At 60.7% G+C, this 20924-nt stretch carries 21 protein-coding genes; 6 read left to right on the forward strand and 15 right to left on the reverse strand.

Annotated elements, in window-relative coordinates:
• Positions 1-185: 185 nt before the first annotated feature.
• Positions 186-938 (forward strand): sigma-70 family RNA polymerase sigma factor, encoded by a 753-nt coding sequence (locus tag RLCC275e_RS18985; RefSeq protein ID WP_033179596.1) that lies wholly within the window; start codon positions 186-188, stop codon positions 936-938.
• On the forward strand, positions 935-1735 hold the full coding sequence (locus RLCC275e_RS18990) for an anti-sigma factor family protein (RefSeq protein ID WP_033179595.1): 801 nt from the start codon (positions 935-937) through the stop codon (positions 1733-1735). The genes RLCC275e_RS18985 and RLCC275e_RS18990 overlap by 4 nt, the downstream gene beginning before the upstream one ends.
• Before the next feature lie 54 nt (positions 1736-1789).
• Here the strand turns inward: RLCC275e_RS18990 and RLCC275e_RS18995 are convergent, their stop codons facing one another.
• Both RLCC275e_RS18995 and tal read right to left on the reverse strand, forming a co-directional pair.
• A complete protein-coding gene (locus tag RLCC275e_RS18995; protein ID WP_033179594.1) occupies positions 1790-2458 on the reverse strand; it encodes a DUF1345 domain-containing protein in 669 nt (222 codons plus the stop codon).
• A 93-nt stretch (positions 2459-2551) separates the two neighbouring features.
• On the reverse strand, positions 2552-3517 hold the full coding sequence (tal, locus tag RLCC275e_RS19000) for a transaldolase (RefSeq protein WP_033179593.1): 966 nt from the start codon (positions 3515-3517) through the stop codon (positions 2552-2554).
• A gap of 526 nt (positions 3518-4043) precedes the next feature.
• Here tal and RLCC275e_RS19005 point away from each other — a divergent pair.
• Positions 4044-5069: a sugar-binding transcriptional regulator gene (locus RLCC275e_RS19005; RefSeq protein ID WP_033179592.1), complete on the forward strand. Its 1026-nt coding sequence runs from the start codon at positions 4044-4046 to the stop codon at positions 5067-5069.
• 37 nt (positions 5070-5106) lie between these two features.
• On the opposite strand, the gene RLCC275e_RS19010 is transcribed toward RLCC275e_RS19005, so the two are convergent.
• Both RLCC275e_RS19010 and RLCC275e_RS19015 read right to left on the reverse strand, forming a co-directional pair.
• On the reverse strand, positions 5107-5979 hold the full coding sequence (locus RLCC275e_RS19010) for a methylated-DNA--[protein]-cysteine S-methyltransferase (RefSeq protein WP_033179591.1): 873 nt from the start codon (positions 5977-5979) through the stop codon (positions 5107-5109).
• A 79-nt stretch (positions 5980-6058) separates the two neighbouring features.
• Positions 6059-6556 carry a DUF2244 domain-containing protein gene (locus tag RLCC275e_RS19015; RefSeq protein WP_033180611.1) on the reverse strand — a complete coding sequence of 166 codons (498 nt, stop codon included), beginning with the start codon at positions 6554-6556 and terminating at the stop codon, positions 6059-6061.
• On the opposite strand from RLCC275e_RS19015, the gene nth reads away from it, so the two are divergent.
• Entirely contained in the window at positions 6555-7361 is an 807-nt protein-coding gene (gene nth / locus RLCC275e_RS19020; protein WP_171816880.1) for an endonuclease III, read from the forward strand. The genes RLCC275e_RS19015 and nth overlap by 2 nt on opposite strands.
• Here nth and RLCC275e_RS19025 read toward each other — a convergent pair.
• Positions 7326-7904 (reverse strand): TetR/AcrR family transcriptional regulator, encoded by a 579-nt coding sequence (locus tag RLCC275e_RS19025; protein ID WP_033179589.1) that lies wholly within the window; start codon positions 7902-7904, stop codon positions 7326-7328. The genes nth and RLCC275e_RS19025 overlap by 36 nt on opposite strands.
• 84 nt (positions 7905-7988) lie before the next feature.
• Between RLCC275e_RS19025 and RLCC275e_RS19030 the strand changes: the two genes are divergently transcribed.
• Positions 7989-8414 carry a VOC family protein gene (locus tag RLCC275e_RS19030; RefSeq protein ID WP_033179588.1) on the forward strand — a complete coding sequence of 142 codons (426 nt, stop codon included), beginning with the start codon at positions 7989-7991 and terminating at the stop codon, positions 8412-8414.
• Between the two features lie 223 nt (positions 8415-8637).
• Here RLCC275e_RS19030 and RLCC275e_RS19035 read toward each other — a convergent pair whose 3' ends face one another.
• Positions 8638-9351: a sulfate transporter family protein gene (locus RLCC275e_RS19035; protein WP_003553007.1), complete on the reverse strand. Its 714-nt coding sequence runs from the start codon at positions 9349-9351 to the stop codon at positions 8638-8640.
• A gap of 236 nt (positions 9352-9587) precedes the next feature.
• Here RLCC275e_RS19035 and RLCC275e_RS19040 point away from each other — a divergent pair, with 236 nt between their 5' ends.
• Positions 9588-10442, forward strand: a complete 855-nt coding sequence (locus tag RLCC275e_RS19040; RefSeq protein WP_003553009.1) for a MurR/RpiR family transcriptional regulator — start codon at positions 9588-9590, stop codon at positions 10440-10442.
• Positions 10443-10639: 197 nt separating this feature from the next.
• On the opposite strand, the gene RLCC275e_RS19045 is transcribed toward RLCC275e_RS19040, so the two are convergent.
• From RLCC275e_RS19045 to RLCC275e_RS19085, 9 genes are all read right to left on the reverse strand, one after another.
• Positions 10640-12223: an FGGY-family carbohydrate kinase gene (locus tag RLCC275e_RS19045; RefSeq protein ID WP_033179587.1), complete on the reverse strand. Its 1584-nt coding sequence runs from the start codon at positions 12221-12223 to the stop codon at positions 10640-10642.
• Positions 12223-12912, reverse strand: coding sequence for an HAD family hydrolase (locus RLCC275e_RS19050; RefSeq protein ID WP_033179586.1), 690 nt, complete (start codon positions 12910-12912; stop codon positions 12223-12225). Before RLCC275e_RS19050 ends, RLCC275e_RS19045 begins: the two co-directional genes overlap by 1 nt.
• A gap of 96 nt (positions 12913-13008) precedes the next feature.
• A complete protein-coding gene (locus RLCC275e_RS19055) occupies positions 13009-14490 on the reverse strand; it encodes a mannitol dehydrogenase family protein (RefSeq protein WP_033179585.1) in 1482 nt (493 codons plus the stop codon).
• A gap of 84 nt (positions 14491-14574) precedes the next feature.
• On the reverse strand, positions 14575-15573 hold the full coding sequence (locus RLCC275e_RS19060; protein ID WP_033179584.1) for an ABC transporter ATP-binding protein: 999 nt from the start codon (positions 15571-15573) through the stop codon (positions 14575-14577).
• A gap of 18 nt (positions 15574-15591) precedes the next feature.
• The gene (locus tag RLCC275e_RS19065; RefSeq protein WP_003553021.1) at positions 15592-16422 is read right to left on the reverse strand and encodes a carbohydrate ABC transporter permease; all 831 of its coding nucleotides are present in this window, start codon (positions 16420-16422) and stop codon (positions 15592-15594) included.
• 1 nt (position 16423) lies between these two features.
• A complete protein-coding gene (locus tag RLCC275e_RS19070; RefSeq protein WP_033179583.1) occupies positions 16424-17296 on the reverse strand; it encodes a carbohydrate ABC transporter permease in 873 nt (290 codons plus the stop codon).
• A gap of 139 nt (positions 17297-17435) precedes the next feature.
• Entirely contained in the window at positions 17436-18746 is a 1311-nt protein-coding gene (locus RLCC275e_RS19075; RefSeq protein WP_033179582.1) for an ABC transporter substrate-binding protein, read from the reverse strand.
• A 146-nt stretch (positions 18747-18892) separates the two neighbouring features.
• On the reverse strand, positions 18893-19846 hold the full coding sequence (locus RLCC275e_RS19080; protein ID WP_003553025.1) for a sugar-binding transcriptional regulator: 954 nt from the start codon (positions 19844-19846) through the stop codon (positions 18893-18895).
• Positions 19847-19995: 149 nt separating this feature from the next.
• On the reverse strand, positions 19996-20565 hold the full coding sequence (locus tag RLCC275e_RS19085) for an exopolysaccharide biosynthesis protein (RefSeq protein ID WP_245457459.1): 570 nt from the start codon (positions 20563-20565) through the stop codon (positions 19996-19998).
• Between the last annotated feature and the right edge of the window lie 359 nt (positions 20566-20924).

The following is a 20924-nucleotide window of genomic DNA, read 5'->3' on the forward strand; positions in this document are numbered from 1 at the left end:
TATTTCTTCAAGCGATTGAAAAGACGTGCTGATTTCTAACTTTGGTCTTTGGTATCCCGCTGCCTCCAAATAAATTGGCCTCGACGTGGAATAAAACCGCGTGCCGATCGGTCTAGATGGCAAGGGACCGCATTGCATGCCCGCAGGTCTCGCGCTTAAATTCGGCTGCTGTTGAGGCAGGGAGGATGATGACAAACGCTCAGATCACCTATCCCGTCGGATCGACCGACTGGATGGCGCTGGCCCGGCAAGCGTCGGAGACCCGCATTCGACCATCACCGCTGGCGATATTTCTCGACGGCGCGGCGCGGCTCTTCCACCTCATGGTCTCGGAGAAATCGAGCAGCGATCCGATCGCTTCGACAGCAGATGCGACCGTGCAGCACGAGTTCATGCAGCGCTTTCAGCACATGATCCTTCCACATCTTGACGCGGCCTATAATTTTGCCCGCTTCCTCAGCCGCGATGCGGATGCGGCGCAGGACATCGTCCAGGAGGCGTTCTTGCGCGCCTACCGCAATTTCGAAACTTATCGCGGTGGCGATCCGCGCGCCTGGCTCTTTGCCATCGTCAGGAACTGCTGCCATGTCTGGCGCCAGCAGGATCGCCGCAAAGCGCGGTTCGAGCAGCCTATGGGCAATGATGGCTACGCTGACCCTGATGAGGGTGGTGAGTACCAGATCGCCTCGGAGGAGGATTCGCCGGAGACAGAAACGATCCGGCGAAGCGAGCAGCAGCGCGTGCGCGCTGTTATCAGCCGGCTGCCGGAGGCGATGCGGGAAATTCTTGTCTTGCGCGAGCTTGAAGATCTCTCCTACCGGCAGATCGCCGAGATCATCGATGCGCCGATTGGCACTGTCATGTCGCGGCTTGCCAGGGCACGGCGTGACTTTGGCGAAGCCTGGGATGCATGCAACAAGAGCGAGACCGCAGGATGAGTGAAGCCCAACGGAAAGGCTGCCCGGAATGGCGCGTCATGCTGCACGGCTTTGTCGATGGCGAGCTGGATTCCGCCCATGCAGCGCAATTCGAGGATCATCTCGCCACCTGCGCGCATTGCGGGGCGGAGATGGAAAGGGTCCGTGCCGTGAGAAAGATCATCGATCAGGATGGCGTCAAGTGGCGACCGCCGGAGGCACTGCGTTCGCAGGTCCTGTCGATGTTGTCATTCGAACAGGCAGCGGCGGCGTCCAGCCTGCCCCCGCCACTCCAGGCGCCTGTCTGGCGCCGCGCCATGGATTTCATTCGGCAATGGAGCTTCGTGCCTTCGCTCGCGGTCCTGGCGGCAGCCGCCATCCTATTTGTCAACGCGCCGTCGCAGACCGTGCTTTTGCAGAACCAGATCATGGCAAGCCATGTCAGGTCGATGATGGCCGATCATCTGACCGACGTGCTGACCTCGGATCAGCATACAGTAAAACCTTGGTTCAACGGCAAGATCGATTTTTCGCCGCCGGTCAGCGATCTCGCCAAGGATGGCTTTCCGCTGGTCGGCGGACGTGTCGACTATATCGGCGATCGCGCCGTGGCGGCCCTCGTCTACCGGCGCCATGGCCATGTCATCAACCTGTTCATCTGGCCGGCGGCATCGGCCGCGCAGACGACGGCGGTGCATGACGGCTACAACATGACGCAATGGTCGGATGGCGGGCTCGTGTTCTGGGCGATTTCGGATCTCGCCGCCGGCGACCTAGCCGAGTTCGAGTCCTTCTTCAGGGCGGCGGCGAGAGCATGATACCTAAAAGTGTGAGCGGTTTTCGGATGACATCATATTCTGCTTTTTGATGATCTAAAGCAGGCTCGCCCCGACATTGATCGCAAGCGCCAGGATCGTCGTATTGAACAGAAACGACAGCACGGCATGCAACAGCGTCAGCTTGCGCATGCTGGTCGAACTGACCGCAACATCTGCCGTCTGCGCGGCAACACCGATGGTGAAGGAGAAATAGAGGAAATCCCAGTAGCCGGGCTCTTCGATCCCGTCAGGAAACTTGAGCCCGCCCTCCTCGTCCGCCCCGCCGTAGAAATAATGGGCATAGTGGATGGTGAAGAGTGTATGCAGGAAGATCCATGAGATCAGGATCGTCAGAACCGCAACACCTGCCCGTGCCAGCGCAACATCAGGTGCCGCCTCCTTGATCGAATGAAGCTCCAGGCCGATCCCGGCAACGCTGGCAAGTGCCGCACCGATCGAAAGAGCCAAGAGGACGGTGTCGGAGAAATCGAGATCCGCCGAGCGTTTCCGGATGCTTTCAACCGTCGCCCGCAGCATCTTGCGCCAGCTGAGCGCGACAAAAACGCCGGCGCTGACATTCCAGCCGAACAGGATGTTGCCGGCGCTGACGTCGCGCGAGGTCACAGCCAAGAAAATCACCAGTCCGGCAACAACGGCGATGATGAAGCTCGCATGCTTGTAGGCAAATGCCGCAAGCGAATTTGCCCGTTCCTCATCCGCCATATTGGTCTCCGACAACATATGCCCTTGAAAACAGCATGAAAAAGGCGCGCCTGCCAGCCAGCAGCCGCGCCTCCGATTGTATGCCGCGCCTGATCAGGCGGCGGCGAGCTGCAGTTCCTTCTGCACCATGGTGCGCAGCGTTCCGAGATCCTTGGCGAAGGCGCGGATGCCTTCGGCGAGTTTTTCCGTCGCCATCGCGTCTTCGTTCATCATCCAACGGAAGGTCTTCTCGTCGACGGAGACCTTCGGATCCGGCTTGCGGCTCTCCGGCGAGAGCTTGCGCTCCAGCTTGCCTTCATCCTTGGCCAGTTCATCGAGCAGGTTCGGGCTGATGGTCAGGCGGTCGCAGCCGGCAAGGGCTTCGATTTCTCCGGCGCTGCGGAAGGAGGCGCCCATGACGATCGTCTTGATGTCGTTCGCCTTGTAGTAGTTGTAGATTTCACGGACGGAGATGACGCCCGGATCTTCCTCAGGCGTGTAGTCCTTGCCGGTCGACTTCTTGTACCAGTCGAGGATGCGGCCGACGAAGGGCGAGATCAGGAACACTTTGGCGTCGGCGCAGGCGATCGCCTGGGCCTTGCTGAAGAGAAGCGTCAGGTTGCAGTCGATGCCTTCCTTCTGCAGCACTTCCGCAGCACGGATGCCTTCCCAGGTGGAAGCGAGCTTGATCAGGATGCGGTCCTGGCCGATGCCGCGATCCTTGTAGGCCGCGATGATTGCCCGCGCCTTGGCAAGCGAAGCCTCGGTATCGAAGGAAAGATCGGCGTCGACTTCGGTCGAGACGCGGCCCGGGACGAGCTTCACCAGGGCTGCGCCGACGGAGATGGCAAGACGATCGGCGACGGCGGATGAAACGGCTTCGGGATTGCCGCCCTGTTTCTTGCCCCAGGCAACAGCTTCCTTGATGGCGTCGGCGAACATCGGCGTGCCGAGAGCCTTGAGCACGATGCTCGGGTTCGTCGTGCAATCCACAGGCTTCAGGCGTGCGACGGCCTCGATGTCGCCGGTATCGGCGACCACGGTGGTAATCTCGCGGAGTTGGTCAAGCTTGGATGTCATGGTCAATAATCCTTGTTGAACTTGGGCTGCGACCGGCGCGAGTTCCGCCGGGCAAAGGTGATCTACCGACAGGTTGTTTGCATGCTGCAGGCGAAAATGCGCGCATCCGTCACGGATGATTCATAAACGTGAAGGACAGTGGCCGTGTTCCGGCCGCGAACGAACGGTTGCTCGCAGGCAAGCGATGCCGCCTGCGGCTGGAAGGCCGGTCGTGACTTTCGGCATGCCCGCACTATGTCCTCCTCGGACGGACAAGAACGACGTGTGTCACCCAGACTATCGCCATTCGCCTTACGAAAAGTCAAGGACATTTGTGCATTTCAATTGACATAAGTGTCACACCCGTCATTATCCCCGGCAACAAAAGCGTCGCTAAGGCCTTCATCCCATAAGGGATTACAGCGCCGCGCGTCTTTTCGGACGCGCTAAGGACGCTGTAACACTTTGAATTACTGCATAATTTTATCCTTAAATCGATCCCGATTTAAGGAATTATGCAGGAGGCAGGAAATCGTGCGGAGGAGATGTGGTCAAGCTCAAACGCGGCACGCACACGGCATATTCGGAGGCATCCTCGCTTCGGCTCAGGGCGGCATGGCTCTATTATAACGAGGGTCTGACCCAGAAGGACGTCGCCGAACAGCTCGGCATCAGCCGCACGACGGTGATCCGTCTGCTCGACGAGGCGATGAAGCGCAGCGAAGTCCAGATCTGGATCAACGATTCGATCGATGACTGCGTTGAACTTTCGGTGAAGCTGGAGCGTGCCTATGGCCTCGACGAGGCGATCGTCGTCCCTGCGCCGGTCAATGGTGATGTGAATTCGCTGGCTAAAAATGTCGGCCTGGCGCTTGGCCAGTTCCTCTCCGAAGCCATCCCGGACGACTATACCATCGGCGTCGGCTGGGGCCGCACAATGACCGCCTCGCTGTCGAGCTTCCGGCCGCCGCGCCGCACCAATTGCAAAGTCGTCTCGCTGCTGGGCGGCATCGTCGCCGTGCATCAGACGAATCCGATCGATTACACATGGCGGCTGGCAAACCAGCTTGGCGCCGAATGCTACATGTTCCTGGCGCCGCTTCTCGTCGATTCCATCGAGACCAAGCGCAATCTGATCGAGAAATGCGGGTTGGACACGATCTATCGCCTCGCGGAGAACCTCGATCTGGCGATCGTCAGCTGCGGCGATATCGGCCCGCATTCGACCTCGCTGTCGGAGGGCTGGATATCGAAGGCCGAGCTGCAGCAACTGATCGATGCCGGCTGCGTCTGCGACACGATGTTCAACTTCCTCGACAGGGACGGCAATTCGGTCGACCACTCGATCAATCGGCGCGTCATGTCCGTCGATCTCGACACGCTGAAGGAGGCAAAGCACATCGTGCTCTCCTCCGGCGGCGCCCATCGGGCCGTGGCGATCCGCGCCACGATCAAGCGCATCGGCTGCAACACGCTGATCACCGATGAAAGTGCTGCCCGGGCGCTGCTGGAACTGGCCGAGGCATCACCGTCTGCCATTTCTCCCCAGCAGGGGGAAGTGGCGGAGCGATAAGCGGCGAACGAACGCCGCTCCGCCCCGGGAAATGCCATCAGGCGTGCGCCGATTCCCAGCCAAGCATCGCCCGCTTGCGGGTGAGGCCCCAGTGGTAGCCCGTCAGGGTGCCGTCCTTGCCGACCGCCCGGTGGCAGGGGACCACGAAGGAGATCGGGTTTGCCCCGACCGCCGCACCCACCGCGCGTTGCGCCGTCGGCCGGCCGATATCGTTGGCGATATCGGAATAGGTGACGGCCTTGCCGAACGGGATCTTCAGGAGGCTTTCCCAGACGCTCACCTGGAAGTCCGTGCCGATCAGCACGACGCGCAACGGCTGGTCAGAGGACCATTTGCCGGGTTCGAAGATGCGGGCGGCATAAGGCACAGTCGCCTGCAGGTCCTCAACATAACAGGCGTTCGGCCAACGGCAGGTCATGTCTTCGAGGCAGGCCCTCTCGTCGCCGGAATCGCTGAAGGCAAGGCCGGCAAGGCCGCGGTCGGTCACCATGATCAGCGCCATGCCGAAGGGGCAGATATGGAAGCCGTAGCGGATGGTGAGACCCCCGCCCTTGGCCTTCCATTCGCCAGGCGACATCGCCTCATGGGTGACAAAAAGGTCGTGCAGGCGGCTCGGCCCGGAGAGGCCGACCTCGATCGAGGTCTCGAGCAGCGGCATGTCTTCCTTGCGCAGCAGCCGCTTGGCGTGGTCGAGCGTCACCGCCTGCAGGAAGCCCTTGGGCGATAGCCCGGCCCAGCGGGTGAAGGTCTTCTGCAGCTGGGTCGGCGACTGGTTGAGCCGCGCCGCGATCGCCTCCAGCGAAGGCTGGTCGCGATAATCCTCGGTGATGAGTTCGATCACCCGACGGACAATGTCATAATCAGGGCCGTCAGGCGTGATGTCTGTCTGCAGGTTGGCAATCATATTCATCGTCTTTCTCCTTGTAACCAGGAGATAGTCAAGTGGGCGTGCGCAGACCACCCGATTCTTGCGCAACTGTCGGATAGGTTCAGATCCGCTGCTTGACCGTCGCCAGTGCTCCCTTGAAGGCCTTGGCGAAGCTTTCGCGATCGTCGGGATTGAGGAAGGAGCCGATATCCGTGCGCCGACCCTCGCCGAAGATATGCATGGAAAGGATGCCGATCTCCTGGTGCCGGCGAACCAGGAAGCGCGCCCAGAACGGATTGAAGTGGTGCTCCACCATCCGTCCTGATGGCGTAAACTTACGCACCGACACATCAGTGCGCGACACCGTCACCTGTTCGCGCGCTTTCCCGGAGCGATAATTCAGCCAGAAGGCGCCGTAGAGAAGCACGAAATCCAGTCCGAAAAAGAAGCCGATCGGCCATGCCCCCGTCGCGATGAAGAAAGTGCCGTAAAGCAAGCAAACTGCACCGGACAGGGCAAGCAGCACCTTGAACCCCCGGCGGCCGAGCGACCGGTGGGGAAAGAGCTCGGCGGCAAAAACAGGCTGCTCGTTGAAGCTGTCGGCGTTGCTTTCCATCATGGCCGTTGAGTATAGATTGTCCATGGCGAATCCGAAACTCAAATCCGTTATCAAGACGCCGCAGGGCACGAATGTGATTGCCCGCCGCAAACCCGCGGCAGCAGTGCGAACGGCCTATTCATTGCCCGAGCGCGAGGAGATCTTCCGCCGCTTCTCGGTACAGCGGCCGGAACCGAGGGGCGAGCTCGAGCACACCAACCCCTTCACGCTCGTCGTCGCCGTGGCACTTTCGGCGCAAGCGACCGATGTCGGCGTCAACAAGGCGACGCGCGCGCTCTTCAAGGTCGCCGATACGCCGGAAAAGATGCTCGATCTCGGCGAGGATCGGCTGCGCGATTACATCAGGACGATCGGCCTCTACCGCAACAAGGCGAAAAACGTCATCGCGCTCTCGCAGATACTGGTCGACCAATTCGGTAGCAAGGTGCCGGAGACGCGCGATGAACTGGTGAGACTGCCGGGCGTCGGTCGCAAGACCGCCAATGTCGTGCTTTCCATGGCCTTCGGCCAGGCGACGATGGCCGTCGACACGCACATCTTTCGCATCGCCAATCGCATCAGGCTCGCCCCCGGCAAGACACCTGACGAGGTCGAGGAACGCCTGATGAAGGTGATCCCGAAACATTACCTCTATCATGCGCATCACTGGCTGATCCTGCACGGCCGCTACACCTGCAAGGCGCGCCGCCCCGAATGCGAACGTTGCGTCATTGCCGATCTCTGCAAATCGCCGGAAAAGAGTTGGGATGTGCCGGCACCACTGGTCGAGCTACCGCCGCAGGTGATCGGCGAGGCCGTCGAGTAGAACTGCGATCGCCTGTTCGTACTGCCGCCGTTCAGCGCCCGCCTCGATCGCGATCGCCGCGCGATCGAAGGCCGCCGATAGCAGCGACGTCAGCGGTTCGAGCAGGGCGCCGGCCGCCGGAAGCATCGCTGCCAGTCCTGCCCGCAGCGTCGCTTCCGCATTCTCTGCATCGATCGTCGCGCTCGCCGGCAGGCCGAGAACGGCAGGTGCCTCGATCAGCAGCAGCCGCGTGCGCCCTGGCGTCATCATCGCATCGAAATAGGCCGAGGCCCCGGCAATCAGCCCGGCATGCGGCGCGTCGTAGGACCCTGAGCGCGCCTCGATCGCCTCGGCCACCGCTTTCGCCTCGCATTCGACAACCGCGCGAAAAAGCGCCTTCTTGTCTTCAAAATGATGGTAGAGCGCGCCACGCGTCACTCCTGCCGCCGCGACGATCTCCGGCGTCGCGGTTTCGGCATAACCTTTCTCGACGAAGAGACGTCGACCGGCAGCGATCAGCGCCTGTCTCGTCTGTTCCGTTCTCTCGCGATTGCTGCGGCTCATGCAGGTTTCTTTACATACAAACCGAATGTATGTTAATAGCAAAAAAACATACATATTGTACGTAAATGAAAAGGAGGAAAAAAGATGAAATCGACGAGCTATTATCCTGTCATCATGACCGACGACGTTGCCGGCACCGCCAGCTTCTATTGCACGCATTTCGGCTTCAAAGTTCTGTTCGAAAGCGACTGGTATGTTCACCTGCAATCGGCAGAGGAGGATCATATCGCGCTTGCCATCCTTGACGGCAGCCACGAGACCATCCCGGCCGTAGCCCGCGGCAGGGTGTCCGGCCTGCTCCTCAATGTCGAGGTCGCCGATGTCGATGCAATCTATGCAGCCTGCCGGAGCGCCGGCCTGCCAATTCTGAGAGAGATCCGCGACGAGGATTTCGGCCAGCGGCATTTCATCACCGCCGATCCGAACGGCGTGCTGATCGACATCATCAAGCCGATCCCGCCGAGCGCCGAATTCGCGGCGATGTACGACGCCTCCGCCTTGCCCGGTTGAGCCTTGGAGCCTTTCCGGGTTAGATTGCAGCATTCTGCCGGAGCAGGTTTTCGCCAGGGCAGAGGCGATTGGCGAAGGGCATACCTCTTGGTACGTCCAAGCCGATCGCCTCTGCCCTGGCGAAAAGATGCCCGGCCCTTCGGGTTGGCTGAAACGCGCCGGCTGATCGACCATCCGACTCCGTTTGAGCCAACAGAATGCTTCAATCTAACCCGGAAAGGCTCTAGGCCCGCAACCCAGTGTCCCGTGCCGAAATCAGCTTGTGCAGATGCACCATCATACCGGCGGCGAAAAGCGGCGTCAGAAGATTGACGAATGGAATCGCTAGAAAGAGCGCGATCATCAGCCCGCCGAGAAAGACGGTGGAGGCGTGCTTGGCGCGGAAGAGCCGCGCCTCATCAGGCGAACGGGAGCGCATAGCCGCAAACTCGAAGAATTCCCGTCCGAGCAGGTAGCCGTTCACCAGAAAGAACGCGACCAGATTGACGCCGGGGATGAACAGCAGCAACAATGCCACGATATTGCCGAGGATCACCACGCCGAGGAACTTGATCGAGCTTGCCATCGCCGGACCGAGCGGCATGGCGGTCCCAGGCGCGTCCTTGGGATAGTCGCGCTTTTCGATGACATCGGCGACATCGTCGAGAAACAGGCCGGCGATCAACGCCGTGACCGGCGACAGCAGCAGCGCCAGCATCAGCGCAAGGCCGATACCGGCAAGGATCGCGAAGAGGAAAGCGAACCACCCCGCCCAATCCGGCATATCGGGAAAGAAACTCGTGAGCCAGGGAAAAAGGAAGGCCATGAAGGCCCCGCGCAACGCGAACCAGAGGCCGACCAGCACGAGGATCGTCAGGCCGAGCACTTTCCAGAAGACAGAACGTGTTTCCGATGCGAACAGATTGGCGAGCGATAGTCGAGCGGCGTCAAGAATCATGTCTCTGGCGTCTCCGGTTGCCCGAAGATGTAGGAAAGGCAGAGGCTATCGACAAGAGAGAATAAAATTGCATTCTGTAATAGAAAACTTGTCGAAAACCGAATGCTAATATAATATTGTGACGCATCTAAAAATACGCATGGGCCTGAGAAGCAGCTTCCGAGAATAGTTGCAAAGACAAGGGGCGCAGCAGCGCACCCACGGAACGCCTCTGAGGGAAGACGGGGGAGGCTGATGTGGAAGACTTTGTGCACAAACTCAGGCAATACGCAAAAACCGGCACGCCGGCGGAACGTCGTATCGCGAAATATTTCACCGAACACCTGAACGACCTGCCGTTCGAGACGGCTGCGTCCGTCGCCGACAGGCTGGATCTTTCGCCGATGACCGTCGGGCGCTTCCTGCGCGCGCTCGGCTACCAGGGATTGGACAGCGTCAAGGTCGAGATTCGCGAGACCGTGACGACATCGCCGGCGCAATTGCAGAGCGCCATGAGCGAGCTGCATGCGGACGCCGCCGAGGGCAAACCGCTCGCCGTGCTGGTTGCCGAACAGATCCAGGCCCTCCATCATATCTATCATCTGACGGCGCAGCCGCACTGGTCGGAAGCCGTCAGTTTGATCAGCACTGCCCGCGAAGTGTCGATCGCCACGCATGCGCGGCTCTCAAGCCTGGCCAATCATTTCTGCCAGCGGCTGACGCAAGCCCGCGACGGCGTGCGTACGCTCGACGCCGCCGACAACCGTTTTGCAGAACTCTTCGCCCGGCTGGCGGTCGACGACGCGCTGCTCGTCATCATCGACTGTCGCCGCTTCGCCAAGGCACGGCTGCTTGCCAGAACGGCGCGGCGCTATGGCTACAAGGTCGTGCTCATTTCACCACAGCAAGCGGACTGGATGGCGGACCAGTCGAACGTCATGCTGCCCTTGCCGCCCGCTCGCGCCCCCGATCTTGACAACCTTCCGCCGCTGATCGCGCTGCTCGACTGCCTGTCGGAATCCGTCATCCTCCAAGTCGGAGAGGAGGCGGCACTTCGCCGCCGCCGCATGATGGAATTTGCAACCGTCCTCGGCGAGACGGCAAACCACTAATTTAAAAGGCCAGCGCATAACCCCAAAAATCGGAATCGATTGCCGGAAAGGATTATGCGCAGATTCAAAATGATGGAGCGTCCTTAGAGCAATTCCAGCAAAAGTGCGAAGCGGTTTTGCGTCCGGAATTACGTAAAAACAAAGAGATAGAGCATTTCCGTGATTCGGAGAAAAACGGAAACGCTCTAGGCGGCGCCCTATTGCATCGTTTCCAATTCGGCGCGGTGCCGGTGCATGGCAAGAAGACGGCTGTAGTCGCGGTCGTAGAGCGCCTGCTTCGCCTTGTTGGGAAGCCGTTCGTCGGCGCCCGGATACATCGCCTCGCCGGCCGCCGCCAGATCCTTGTACAAGCCGCAGGCGACGGAGGCTGCGATTGCCGTGCCGAGCAGCACCGCTTCGTTCATCTTCGGCACCACGACCTTGCAGCCGGTCGCATCGCTATAAAGCTCCATCAGCACCGGGTTTTTCACGTGTCCGCCGGCGATATGCAGCGTATCGGTCATGTAACCGTATTCCTTCATCATTTCCAGGATATGGCGGATGCCGAGCGCAATCCCCACCGCAGAACGCCAATAAAGCGCGCAAAGCCCGTCGAAGGAGGTATCGAGCGTCAGTCCGCTGACGACGCCGACCGCATGCGGATCGGCGAGCGGCGAACGGTTGCCATGGAAATCCGGTAGCACGAAGATCCGCGCACCGAAGGCAGCGCCCTCCTCGGCCCGCAATTCGGCGATGCGCGCGACGATCCTCTGATGCAGCGCCGCCGTCGGCTCACCGCCGGCCGCATGCATGCGCACGATGTGGTCGAGCAGCGCGCCGGTCGCCGATTGCCCGGCCTCCACCAGCCAGGACTGCGGGAAGACAGCCTCGTAATAGGGACCCCACATGCCATGGCTCGGCTTGCGCTCCCGCGAGAAGGTAACGATGCAGCTCGACGTGCCGGCAATCAGCGCCAGCTGATGCTCGCGTTTGACAGGATCTGGGGCATAGCCGCCGAGCGCGCCGAGTGCACCGGCATAGGCGTCAATCATCCCGGCCGCGACATGGCAGTCCACAGTCAGTCCTAGCGCTTCCGCCGCTTCCTCGGTCAGCCGGCCGAGGCTGTCTCCGACGGGCGTGGTCTCATCCGGCAGGTTGCCGCGCGCCTGAAGGTCATCGAGGCCGATCCGCTCCAGGAAGTCTTGCTGCCAGCCCTTTTCGAGATGGGCAAGATAGTTCCATTTCGCCGTCAGCGTGCAGCGCGAACGGGCGGGCGATCCGGTCGATTTCCACGTCATGAAATCGGCGAGATCGAAGAAGTAGCCGGCCTTTTCCCATGTGGCGGGCAGCTTCGTCTTCAGCCACATCAGCTTCGGCATCTGCATTTCCGGCGACATCACGTGGCCGGAATGTTCGAGCACCCTGTGCTCTGTCGCCGTGCAGAAATCGGCTTCCGTCAGCGCCCGGTGATCGAGCCAGACGATCGTGTCGAAACGCCTCTCGCCACCTGTGGAAACGCTGAGCTGCCGGCCCTCGAGGTCACGGACGACGAGCGAACAGGTGGCGTCGAAGCCGATCGCTCCGACCGCCGCGGCGGCGATGCCGGATTGCTCCATCGCCCTGCGCACTGCCGTGCAGGCGGCCGACCAGATGTCTTCGGAATCATGCTCGGCATGGTTTTCGCGCGGCCGGTTCATCACGATCGGATGCTCGGCCTTGGCGAGCAATCGGCCGCGTGCGTCGAAGACGCCGGCGCGTGCGCTGCCGGTGCCGATATCCACCGCAACCACGTGATCCCGCATCAAGTCTTGGTCCCGTCCAGCTTATGGTTGCGGACAAGGTGTATCAAATCCGGCATGGCGTCAAACACCACTTCCGGCGAAAGGCGGTCGAGTTCGGCGCGATATCCGGCGAAATTGGCGTGTGATCCGCCGGTGAAGGCAAAGACCGTCATGCCTGCCGCCTTGGCGGCGGCAATGCCGGCCGGACTGTCTTCGACGACAAGGCAATGAGCCGGCGACACTTGCATTTCACGCGCCGCATGCAGGAAGAGATCGGGCGCCGGCTTGCCGCGCTTGACCATCGTCGCACTGAAGATGTCGGGCAGCTTGTCGAGAAGTCCGGTCACCGACAGCGACAGCCGGATTCGTTCCATCTGGCTGGACGAGGCTACGCAGCAGCGAACGCCAAGCCCGTCGATCGCCGCGGCGACACCGTCGATCGGCTTCAGTTCCGTGCGAAAACGGGCGTAGAGTTCGATACGGATACGCTCGAGGAATTCCTCGTCGGCATGGACGTTGAATTCGGTTTCCAGCGTATCGATGAGGGTCGACAGGCTGCGGCCAAGAAAACGCTCATAGGCCTGGTCCTCGGTGATCGAAACGCCGAGATCGTTCATCGCCCCGACGAGCACGCTGATCGAGATCGGCTCGCTGTCGACGAGTACGCCATCGCAATCGAAGATCACCAGCCGTGTTTCAGCATCAGCCATGCAAGACCCAACCTGAGTTCAATTCGGACGCGTTACCGTCCCGCTTCACTCGCAAGGCCGGATGAATGGCGGCAGTAGATACCGCCACCGGATTCCTTACACTGCGAGCTTGCCGTCGAGATAGAGCTGCAGCGTCTCCCGCGTGCCCTTTTCCCACAGGCTTTTGAGAGCATAAGCGAAACGCTTGCGGAAAAGTTCGGACTTCGCCACTTCGCCGAAAATATCGTCGAAAACGAGGAAGGCGGCCGGATCGTCCTTGGCTTTCAACGCCGCCGCGTGCAGGCGCTCGGCGCTCGCGTCGTTGAAGACGATATCCTTGCCGCTGTCGGTCTTGCCAGCGAAATAACGGCACCAGAGTGCTGAAACCAGCGCTAGGCCGACGACGTCCCTGCCCTGACGCAGATTGTCGAGCGTCGATGGCAGGATGAATTTCGGTTGGCGGTTGGAGCCGTCCTGCGCCAGACGTGGAATGGTGTCGGCAATCTTCGGATTGAGCAGGCGGTGTTCGATCAGCTCGAAATAATCCGTCAGCGACGTGTTCGGCACCGGCGGCACGATCGGGATGATCTCGTCTTTCTCAAGCTTGGCGAGGAAGGCGCGGATCAACGGGTCTTCCATGGAATCATGAACGAAATGAATGTCCATCAGCGCCGCCGGATAGGCGATCGCGGCATGCCCGCCGTTGAGGATGCGGATCTTCATATGCTCGTAAGGCGTGACATCGGCAACGAAGGTGACGCCGACCTTTTCCAGCGCCGGCCGGCCGGCGGTGAATTTATCCTCGAGCACCCATTGCTTGAATTCCTCGCAATAGACCGGCCAACTGTCTTCGATCTCAAAATTGTCCCGGAGGAAATCGACCTCGCGCTGGCTGGTCGCCGGCGTGATGCGGTCGACCATGCCGTTCGGGAAGGCGACATTCGCCCGGATCCAGTCGGCAAAGGCTGGGTCCGAAAGTGCTGCCGTGCCGACGACGGCATTGGCGGTGACGATGCCATTATGGGGAATATTGTCGCAGGACATCACGGTGAAGGGTCCGATGCCCTTGTCCTTGCGCGCCTTCAGGCCGGCGACGATCAGGCCGAACACCGTCTTCGGCGCGTTGGGATTTTGTCCGTCGGCAGCGATCGCCGGATGGGTCGGATTGAATATGCCTGATGCGTCGATGAAATAGCCGCCCTCGGTGATCGTCATCGAGACGATGCGGATCTCGGGATCGGCAAGCTTGGCGATGATCGCAGTGGCATCGCCGACCGGCAGGATGTCGATCATCGGCGCCGTGACGCGCGCCGCCGTCTTGTTGTTGTCCTGTTCGACCACCGTCGTCAGGAAATCCTGCGCCGCAAGCTTTTCGCGCATGGCGGCATCCGACGGCAGTACACCGGCGCCGACGATCGCCCAGTCGTGATCCGTGCCGGCGTTGAAGAGATCGTCGAGATAGATCGCCTGGTGGGCACGGTGGAAATTGCCGACGCCGAAGTGCACGATGCCGGCTTTCAGCGATGCCCTGTCATATCCAGGGATGGCGGCACTGCGCGCCACATCCGAAAGCGTTGCCAGCGATAATTTGCACGTCATGTTTCAGTCCTCTTGAAGGTCTTGCCGAGACGGCCGGGCGTCCTCGTCCGGCTCGTATGCCTGCCCCCAGCCCGGCGGCCCGCTTCAGATGGCAAGGCCGCCCTCATTGAATTTGTGAATACGCGAACGGTCCGGCGTCAGGAAGACCGTGTCGCCCGCTTTCGCCGCGAAATCGCCGCTACCGCGCGCCGTCAACATGCCGAGGCCCTCGGCATCGATATGCAGGAAGGTGTCGGAACCGAGATGTTCGGCGACCACGACCCTGCCTTTCCAGTCGCCGCTCTCCATCGACAGCACCACATGTTCAGGCCGAACGCCGATGGTATGTGCGTTCAGCGCGGCGGCATGTTGGCCGGTGATGAAGTTCATTTTCGGCGAGCCGATGAAGCCGGCGACGAAGAGGTTGCGGGGGCGGCTGTAGAGTTCAAGCGGCGAGCCGACCTGCTCGATATTGCCCCTGTTCAGGACGACGATCTTGTCGGCCATGGTCATCGCCTCGACTTGGTCGTGGGTGACATAGACCATCGTCGTCTTCAGCTGCTGATGCAGCTCGCTGATTTCGAGGCGCATGTTGACACGCAGTGCCGCATCGAGGTTGGACAGCGGTTCGTCGAACAGGAAGGCCGAAGGCTGGCGTACGATGGCGCGGCCGATCGCCACGCGCTGACGCTGACCGCCGGACAGCTGGCGCGGCTTGCGCTCGAGATAGTCGGTGAGATTGAGCACCCGGGCCGCATCGCTCACCTTGCGGTCGATCTCGGCCTTGTCGATGCCGGCCATCTTCAGCGGGAAAGCGATGTTGTTGCGAACGCTCATATGCGGATAAAGCGCATAGGACTGGAACACCATGGCAAGGCCGCGCTCAGACGGCGCCTTTTCGGTGGCGTCCCTGCCGTCGATGACGATCTTGCCACCGGAGACGTCCTCGAGCCCGGCGATGAGACGCAGCAGCGTGGACTTGCCGCAGCCCGACGGGCCGACGAAGACGACGAACTCGCCGTCCTTGATGTCGAGATCGATCGAAGGGATGACCTTGGCTTCGCCGAAGACCTTCGAAACCTTCTGAAGGGTAATGCTGCCCATGTTTCTCTCCCTTTTATGTTATTTCACAGCGCCGAAGGTCAGGCCGCGGACGAGTTGTTTCTGGCTGAACCAGCCAAGGATCAGGATCGGCGCGATCGCCATCGTCGATGCCGCCGACAGCTTGGCGTAGAACAGGCCCTCGGGGCTGGAATAGGAAGCGATGAAGGCCGTCAGCGGCGCCGCCTTCGAGGCGGTGAGATTGAGCGTCCAGAACGCCTCGTTCCAGGCAAGGATGATGTTCAAAAGCAGCGTCGAGGCAATGCCGGGCACGGCCATCGGTGTCAGCACGTAGACAATCTCCTTCATCAGCGATGCTCCGTCCATGCGCGCCGCCTCGAGGATCTCGCCGGGAATTTCCTTGAAATAGGTGTAGAGCATCCAGACGATGATCGGCAGGTTGATCAGCGTCAGCACGATCACCAGGCCGGTGCGCGTGTCGAGCAGGCCAAAATTGCGGAACATCAGATAGATCGGGATCAGCGCGCCCACCGGCGGCATCATCTTGGTCGACAGCATCCACATCAGCACGTCCTTGGTCCGCTTGGTCGGCGAAAACGCCATCGCCCAGGCGGCCGGAATAGCGATGATCAGGCCGATCAGCGTCGAGCCGAAGGAGATGATCACCGAGTTCATGAAGTGGCTGAGATAGTTCGACCGGCTTTGCACCTCCGCATAGTTTTCCGTCGTCCAGTGAAAGAACAGGAACTGCGGCGGCGAGGCGATGGCGTCGGCTTCCGACTTGAAGCTGGTCAGGAACGTCCACAGGATCGGGAAGAAGATCAGGATGCCGAGCGTCCAGGCGATCGCGGTGACGATGAGCTTGCGCTGCGTTGTGACTTTTCTGGCCATCTCAAGCCTCCAGATTCTTGCCGACGAGGCGCACGAGGAAGATCGCGACGATATTGGCGAGGATAACAGCGACGATGCCGCCGGCCGATGCCCCGCCGATATCGAACTGCAGCAGCGCCTGGGCATAGACGAGATAGGTGAGGTTGGTGCTGTCGGTGCCTGGCCCGCCATTGGTGGTGACGAGGATTTCGGCAAAGACCGAAAGCAGGAAGATCGTCTGGATCAGTATCACCACGGTGATGGCACGCGCCATGTGCGGCAGGATGATGTAGATGAACTTCGAGATCGGACCGGCACCGTCCATTTCGGAGGCTTCCTTCTGCTCCTCGTCGAGCGACTGCAGCGCGGTCAGCATGATGAGGGTGGCAAAGGGCAGCCACTGCCAGGCGACGATCAGAATGACGGAAAACAGCGGCGCATTCGCCAGCCAGTCGACCGGCTGCAGGCCGAGCGCCTTGGCAAGATGGGCAAACAACCCGTTGACCGGGTTCATGAACATATTCTTCCAGACCAGTGCTGCCACCGTCGGCATGACGAAGAACGGTGCAATCACCAGGATGCGCACGATGCCCTGGCCGTACATCGGCTGGTCGAGCAGCAGCGCAAAGGCGATGCCGCCGATGACGGTAATCAGCAACACGCCGGCGACGAGCAGCAGCGTATTGATCAGCGCGGCGAAGAAAGCCGGATCAGACAGGAAATATTCATAATTCAGGAAACCGACGAAGCTTTCCATGCCGGGGCTGAGCAGATTGTAGTTCAGCAGCGAGAAATAGATCGTCATCGCCAGCGGGACGATCATCCACGCAAAAAGCAGCAGCACGGAGGGCGCAATCATCAGGCGCGCGGAGGAGCGGGTGTGTAAGGTTGCCATGGCAATCACCGATCTGGACTGAAGCGGGGAGCGGCCGCAAGGCAGCTTTGTCTGGGAAAAAGCGGCCGCCGATGCAGTTCGGGCAATCGGCGGCCCAGAGAGGCGGATTGTCAAGGATCCGCCTCTTGCTCAGGAGGTTTTATTTTATGTAGCCGGCCTTGGTCATTTCGCGAGTGGTCAGTTGCTGGGCTGCCTGCAGGGCCTGGTCAACCGAGAGCTGGCCGGCAAGAGCTGCGGAGAACTGCTGGCCCACCGCCGTGCCGATGCCCTGGAATTCCGGGATCGCCACGAACTGGACGCCGACATAGGGAACCGGCTTGACGGTCGGCTTGGTCGGATCGGCCGACTCGATCGAGTCGAGCGTCATCTTGGCGAACGAAGCCGCCTTCTGGTAGTCCGCATTCGCATAGAGCGATTTGCGCGTGCCAGGAGGTGCATTCAGCCAACCTTCCTTCTCGGCGACGAGGTTGCTGTATTCCTTGCTCGTTGCCCAGGCGACGAACTTCTGAGCAGCTTCGGCCTTCTGGGTACCTGCCGGGATGGCGAGGCTCCAGGCCCAGAGCCAGTTGCCGCGCTTGCCGAGGCCCTTGTCCGGGGCGAGCGCGAAGCCGACCTTGTCGGCGACCTGCGACTGCTTCGGATCGGCGACGAAGGAAGCGGCAACCGTTGCGTCGATCCACATGCCGCACTTGCCGGTCTGGAAGAGCGCCAGGTTCTCGTTGAAGCCGTTGGAGGAAGCGCCCGGAGGACCGGCATCCTTCATCAGCTTGACGTAGAAGTCGAGCGTGTCCTTCCATTCGGGCTGGTCGAACTGCGGCTTCCACTTCTCGTCGAACCAGCGTGCGCCAAAGGAATTGGACATGGCCGTCAGGAAGGCCATGTTCTCGCCCCAGCCGGCCTTGCCGCGCAGGCAGATGCCGTAGATTTCCTTGTCCTTGTTGGTGATCTTGCGGGCAGCGTCCGCAACGAAGTCCCAGGTCGGCGCGTCGGGCATCTTCAGGCCGGCAGCTTCGAACAGGTCCTTGCGGTACATGACCATCGAGCTTTCACCATAGAACGGCGCAGCATAGAGCTTGCCGTCCACAGTCAGGCCGCTGCGGATTGCCGGCAGCAGGTCGTCGACGTCGTAGTTGGCGCCGAGATTGTCGAGCGGCAGCAACCAGTCCTGTTTTGCCCAGATCGGAACTTCATAGGTGCCGATCGTCAGAACGTCGTACTGGCCGCCCTTGGTCGCGATGTCGGTCGTGACCTTCTGGCGCAGCACGTTTTCTTCGAGGGTTACCCATTCAAGGTCGATGCCGGGATTCTTCGCCTTGAAATCATCCGTCAGCTTCTGCATCCGGATCATGTCGCCGTTGTTCACGGTCGCAATCGTAAGCGTTTCGGCCGAAGCCATACCGGCAAACGCCAGTGCTGAGCAGGCGCCCAGCAGAAAAGTTCTCAATGTCATAATCTTCCTCCCAGAAGATGGGGTGTGAGCATTCGCTTCGCTCATGGGCAATTACTCAACAAACGATAAAGAATGTCAATCGACAATCGTTGCTGCAACGCCGAAGGCGGTAGTGATCCCATTGATTTAACTAGAATATTTTTTGCTCAGTTCTTGAGCAAAAACTCAGCGGTCTCTTCGTCGGTGATCAGAGCGTTGATTTGATGGCCGACAACGGCAGCCCTGATCGCCTTGAATTTGCGCTTGCCCTTGGCCAGCCCAATGACCACCGACGCATCGCGGGACGGGATCGGCGCGGATGCGACGCGCTCGTTGATCGGGTTGTCGATCAACCTGCCATCGACATCGAAGATCCAGCCGCAGATTTCGCCGACGGCCCCCCCGCGCATCAGCTCCATCATCTCGTCCTTCTCGAGGAAACCGTCGACGCAAAGCGGTCCATCGATGCCGAGCTCGCCGATGCCGACGAAGGTGACATCGGCTTGCGCGCTCATATTAAGCGTCGAGCGCACCAGCTGTTGGCCATGCAGCAACTCCCGCTCCTCCGCCGAGGTGACGAGCACCGGCAGCGGCATCGGATAGTGCCGCGCCTTCACCGCATCGGCCATGCTGAAGATGACGTTGTAATAGGCCGCCGATCCGTCCGGGGCGATATTGCCGGTCAGCGAAACGATGCGGTGATTGGGACATTCGATCGCCGGAAGCTGGTCGACGGCCGCCTTCAGCGTGCGGCCGGTACCGATGGCGAGTACGATGGGCTCCGGCCGTTTCAGCCACCGCTCGATCTCGGCCGCCGCCGCCTCGGCGATACCGACCGTCGTCGACGACGACGCGGGATCGCTCGGCACCACCTCCACATGTTTCAGCCCGAATTTCCGGCGCAGCTGACTGCCGAGCTCCAGGCAGGCGGCGATCGGATGATCGAGCCGCACCTTGATCAGGCGCTCGGCGACCGCCAGCGACACCAGCCGCTGCGCCGATTGCCGCGAGATGCCCATCGCAGCGGCGATTTCGTCCTGCGTGCGCCCGGCGACGTAGTAGAGCCAGCCGGCACGCGCCGCATCGTCGAGCCGTGCAGGGGTCTCGGATCTTTTTACCATCTACTGCCTACCGCGCAAAGTGAGCCGGCGTGCCGCCGCCGAACATGATTTGAGTCTGTATCGCGCCAGATCAAAACAAAATTCCGGCAAATGTCGAGCCTGTTGCAAGGAGCCCTGCCAAATAACCGCCGTCACTCAGTCAAACCCGCTCAGGCAAACCATTGCACGACGAGATAGATCGCCGCCTTCACGAGACCGTAAATCACCCCGCCGGCGACGACGAGCGACACGGCCGTCATCACGAAGCCGATCAGTGCGAAGAGACCGTCACGGCCCAATATGCCGAAAGCGAAGACCGAGATCGTGATCGCCGGCAAGATGTTGCCGAGCGGGACCGGCAGCAGCAGCACGATCGACAACAACAGGCATGCCGCCCCGGCAAGATATTCCGCTGGCGGTTCGGCGAAGATCGCCAGCCGCGGTTTCAGCATGCGTTCGGCCCAAGCAAGCCAGCGGTGAATGCGGCCGACAATGGTCTCGAAATCCTCCCGGCGCATCGAACGGTTGGCAATCACCTTCGGCAGCCAGGGTTTCAGCCCGAAGGTCAGCTGCGCTGCCAGGAAAACCAAGGGCGCGCCGAGCACGGCCGAGGTTCCCGGTGGAGTGGGAAAGGCGTTCGGCAGCGCGAAGATCAGCATCAACGCGCTGATCGCCCTGTCGCCCATCGTGTCGAACAGATCGCCGATCGAGATCCGTTCGCGGCTCTGATCGGCGGCCATCTGCCGCAAAATGGATGAGAGGCGGCGGCCATTGGGACGTTGTCTTCGGATGGTACTGTTTTCTCTCGTATCGATCGTCGTGGGTCCGGCAGTTGATGAAAGTGTAGGGCCGGATTTTGGCGATGCAATATGCCAATTGAATGACTTGCGGGGTTAGAAATTGCGGTTGCGATCGAAGCCGACGGCCTCGGACTCACCAGATTTCTCCAACGTCCTGCCATGACGGAATGGAAGACGGAAACCCGTCCCGCCTATCCGATCTCCCCACCTGCGGGAGAGATGTCAGGCAGAGCAGAGGGGGTGGTACACGGCCCGACCATAAAGCCGGCTGCACCACCGCCGAATGAGCGCTTGAAATT

It is taken from the genome of Rhizobium brockwellii, assembly GCF_000769405.2.
GTDB lineage: Bacteria > Pseudomonadota > Alphaproteobacteria > Rhizobiales > Rhizobiaceae > Rhizobium > Rhizobium brockwellii.

Coding starts and splice junctions, on each gene's coding strand:
- RLCC275e_RS18985 (WP_033179596.1), top strand. CDS start 186: ATGATGACAAACGCTCAGATCACCTATCCCGTCGGATCGACCGACTGG.
- RLCC275e_RS18990 (WP_033179595.1), top strand. CDS start 935: ATGAGTGAAGCCCAACGGAAAGGCTGCCCGGAATGGCGCGTCATGCTG.
- RLCC275e_RS18995 (WP_033179594.1), bottom strand. CDS start 2,458: ATGGCGGATGAGGAACGGGCAAATTCGCTTGCGGCATTTGCCTACAAG.
- tal (WP_033179593.1), bottom strand. CDS start 3,517: ATGACATCCAAGCTTGACCAACTCCGCGAGATTACCACCGTGGTCGCC.
- RLCC275e_RS19010 (WP_033179591.1), bottom strand. CDS start 5,979: ATGAATATGATTGCCAACCTGCAGACAGACATCACGCCTGACGGCCCT.
- nth (WP_171816880.1), top strand. CDS start 6,555: ATGGCCGTTGAGTATAGATTGTCCATGGCGAATCCGAAACTCAAATCC.
- RLCC275e_RS19015 (WP_033180611.1), bottom strand. CDS start 6,556: ATGATGGAAAGCAACGCCGACAGCTTCAACGAGCAGCCTGTTTTTGCC.
- RLCC275e_RS19025 (WP_033179589.1), bottom strand. CDS start 7,904: ATGAGCCGCAGCAATCGCGAGAGAACGGAACAGACGAGACAGGCGCTG.
- RLCC275e_RS19030 (WP_033179588.1), top strand. CDS start 7,989: ATGAAATCGACGAGCTATTATCCTGTCATCATGACCGACGACGTTGCC.
- RLCC275e_RS19035 (WP_003553007.1), bottom strand. CDS start 9,351: ATGATTCTTGACGCCGCTCGACTATCGCTCGCCAATCTGTTCGCATCG.
- RLCC275e_RS19045 (WP_033179587.1), bottom strand. CDS start 12,223: ATGCGGGATCACGTGGTTGCGGTGGATATCGGCACCGGCAGCGCACGC.
- RLCC275e_RS19050 (WP_033179586.1), bottom strand. CDS start 12,912: ATGGCTGATGCTGAAACACGGCTGGTGATCTTCGATTGCGATGGCGTA.
- RLCC275e_RS19055 (WP_033179585.1), bottom strand. CDS start 14,490: ATGACGTGCAAATTATCGCTGGCAACGCTTTCGGATGTGGCGCGCAGT.
- RLCC275e_RS19060 (WP_033179584.1), bottom strand. CDS start 15,573: ATGGGCAGCATTACCCTTCAGAAGGTTTCGAAGGTCTTCGGCGAAGCC.
- RLCC275e_RS19065 (WP_003553021.1), bottom strand. CDS start 16,422: ATGGCCAGAAAAGTCACAACGCAGCGCAAGCTCATCGTCACCGCGATC.
- RLCC275e_RS19070 (WP_033179583.1), bottom strand. CDS start 17,296: ATGGCAACCTTACACACCCGCTCCTCCGCGCGCCTGATGATTGCGCCC.
- RLCC275e_RS19075 (WP_033179582.1), bottom strand. CDS start 18,746: ATGACATTGAGAACTTTTCTGCTGGGCGCCTGCTCAGCACTGGCGTTT.
- RLCC275e_RS19080 (WP_003553025.1), bottom strand. CDS start 19,846: ATGGTAAAAAGATCCGAGACCCCTGCACGGCTCGACGATGCGGCGCGT.
- RLCC275e_RS19085 (WP_245457459.1), bottom strand. CDS start 20,565: ATGGCCGCCGATCAGAGCCGCGAACGGATCTCGATCGGCGATCTGTTC.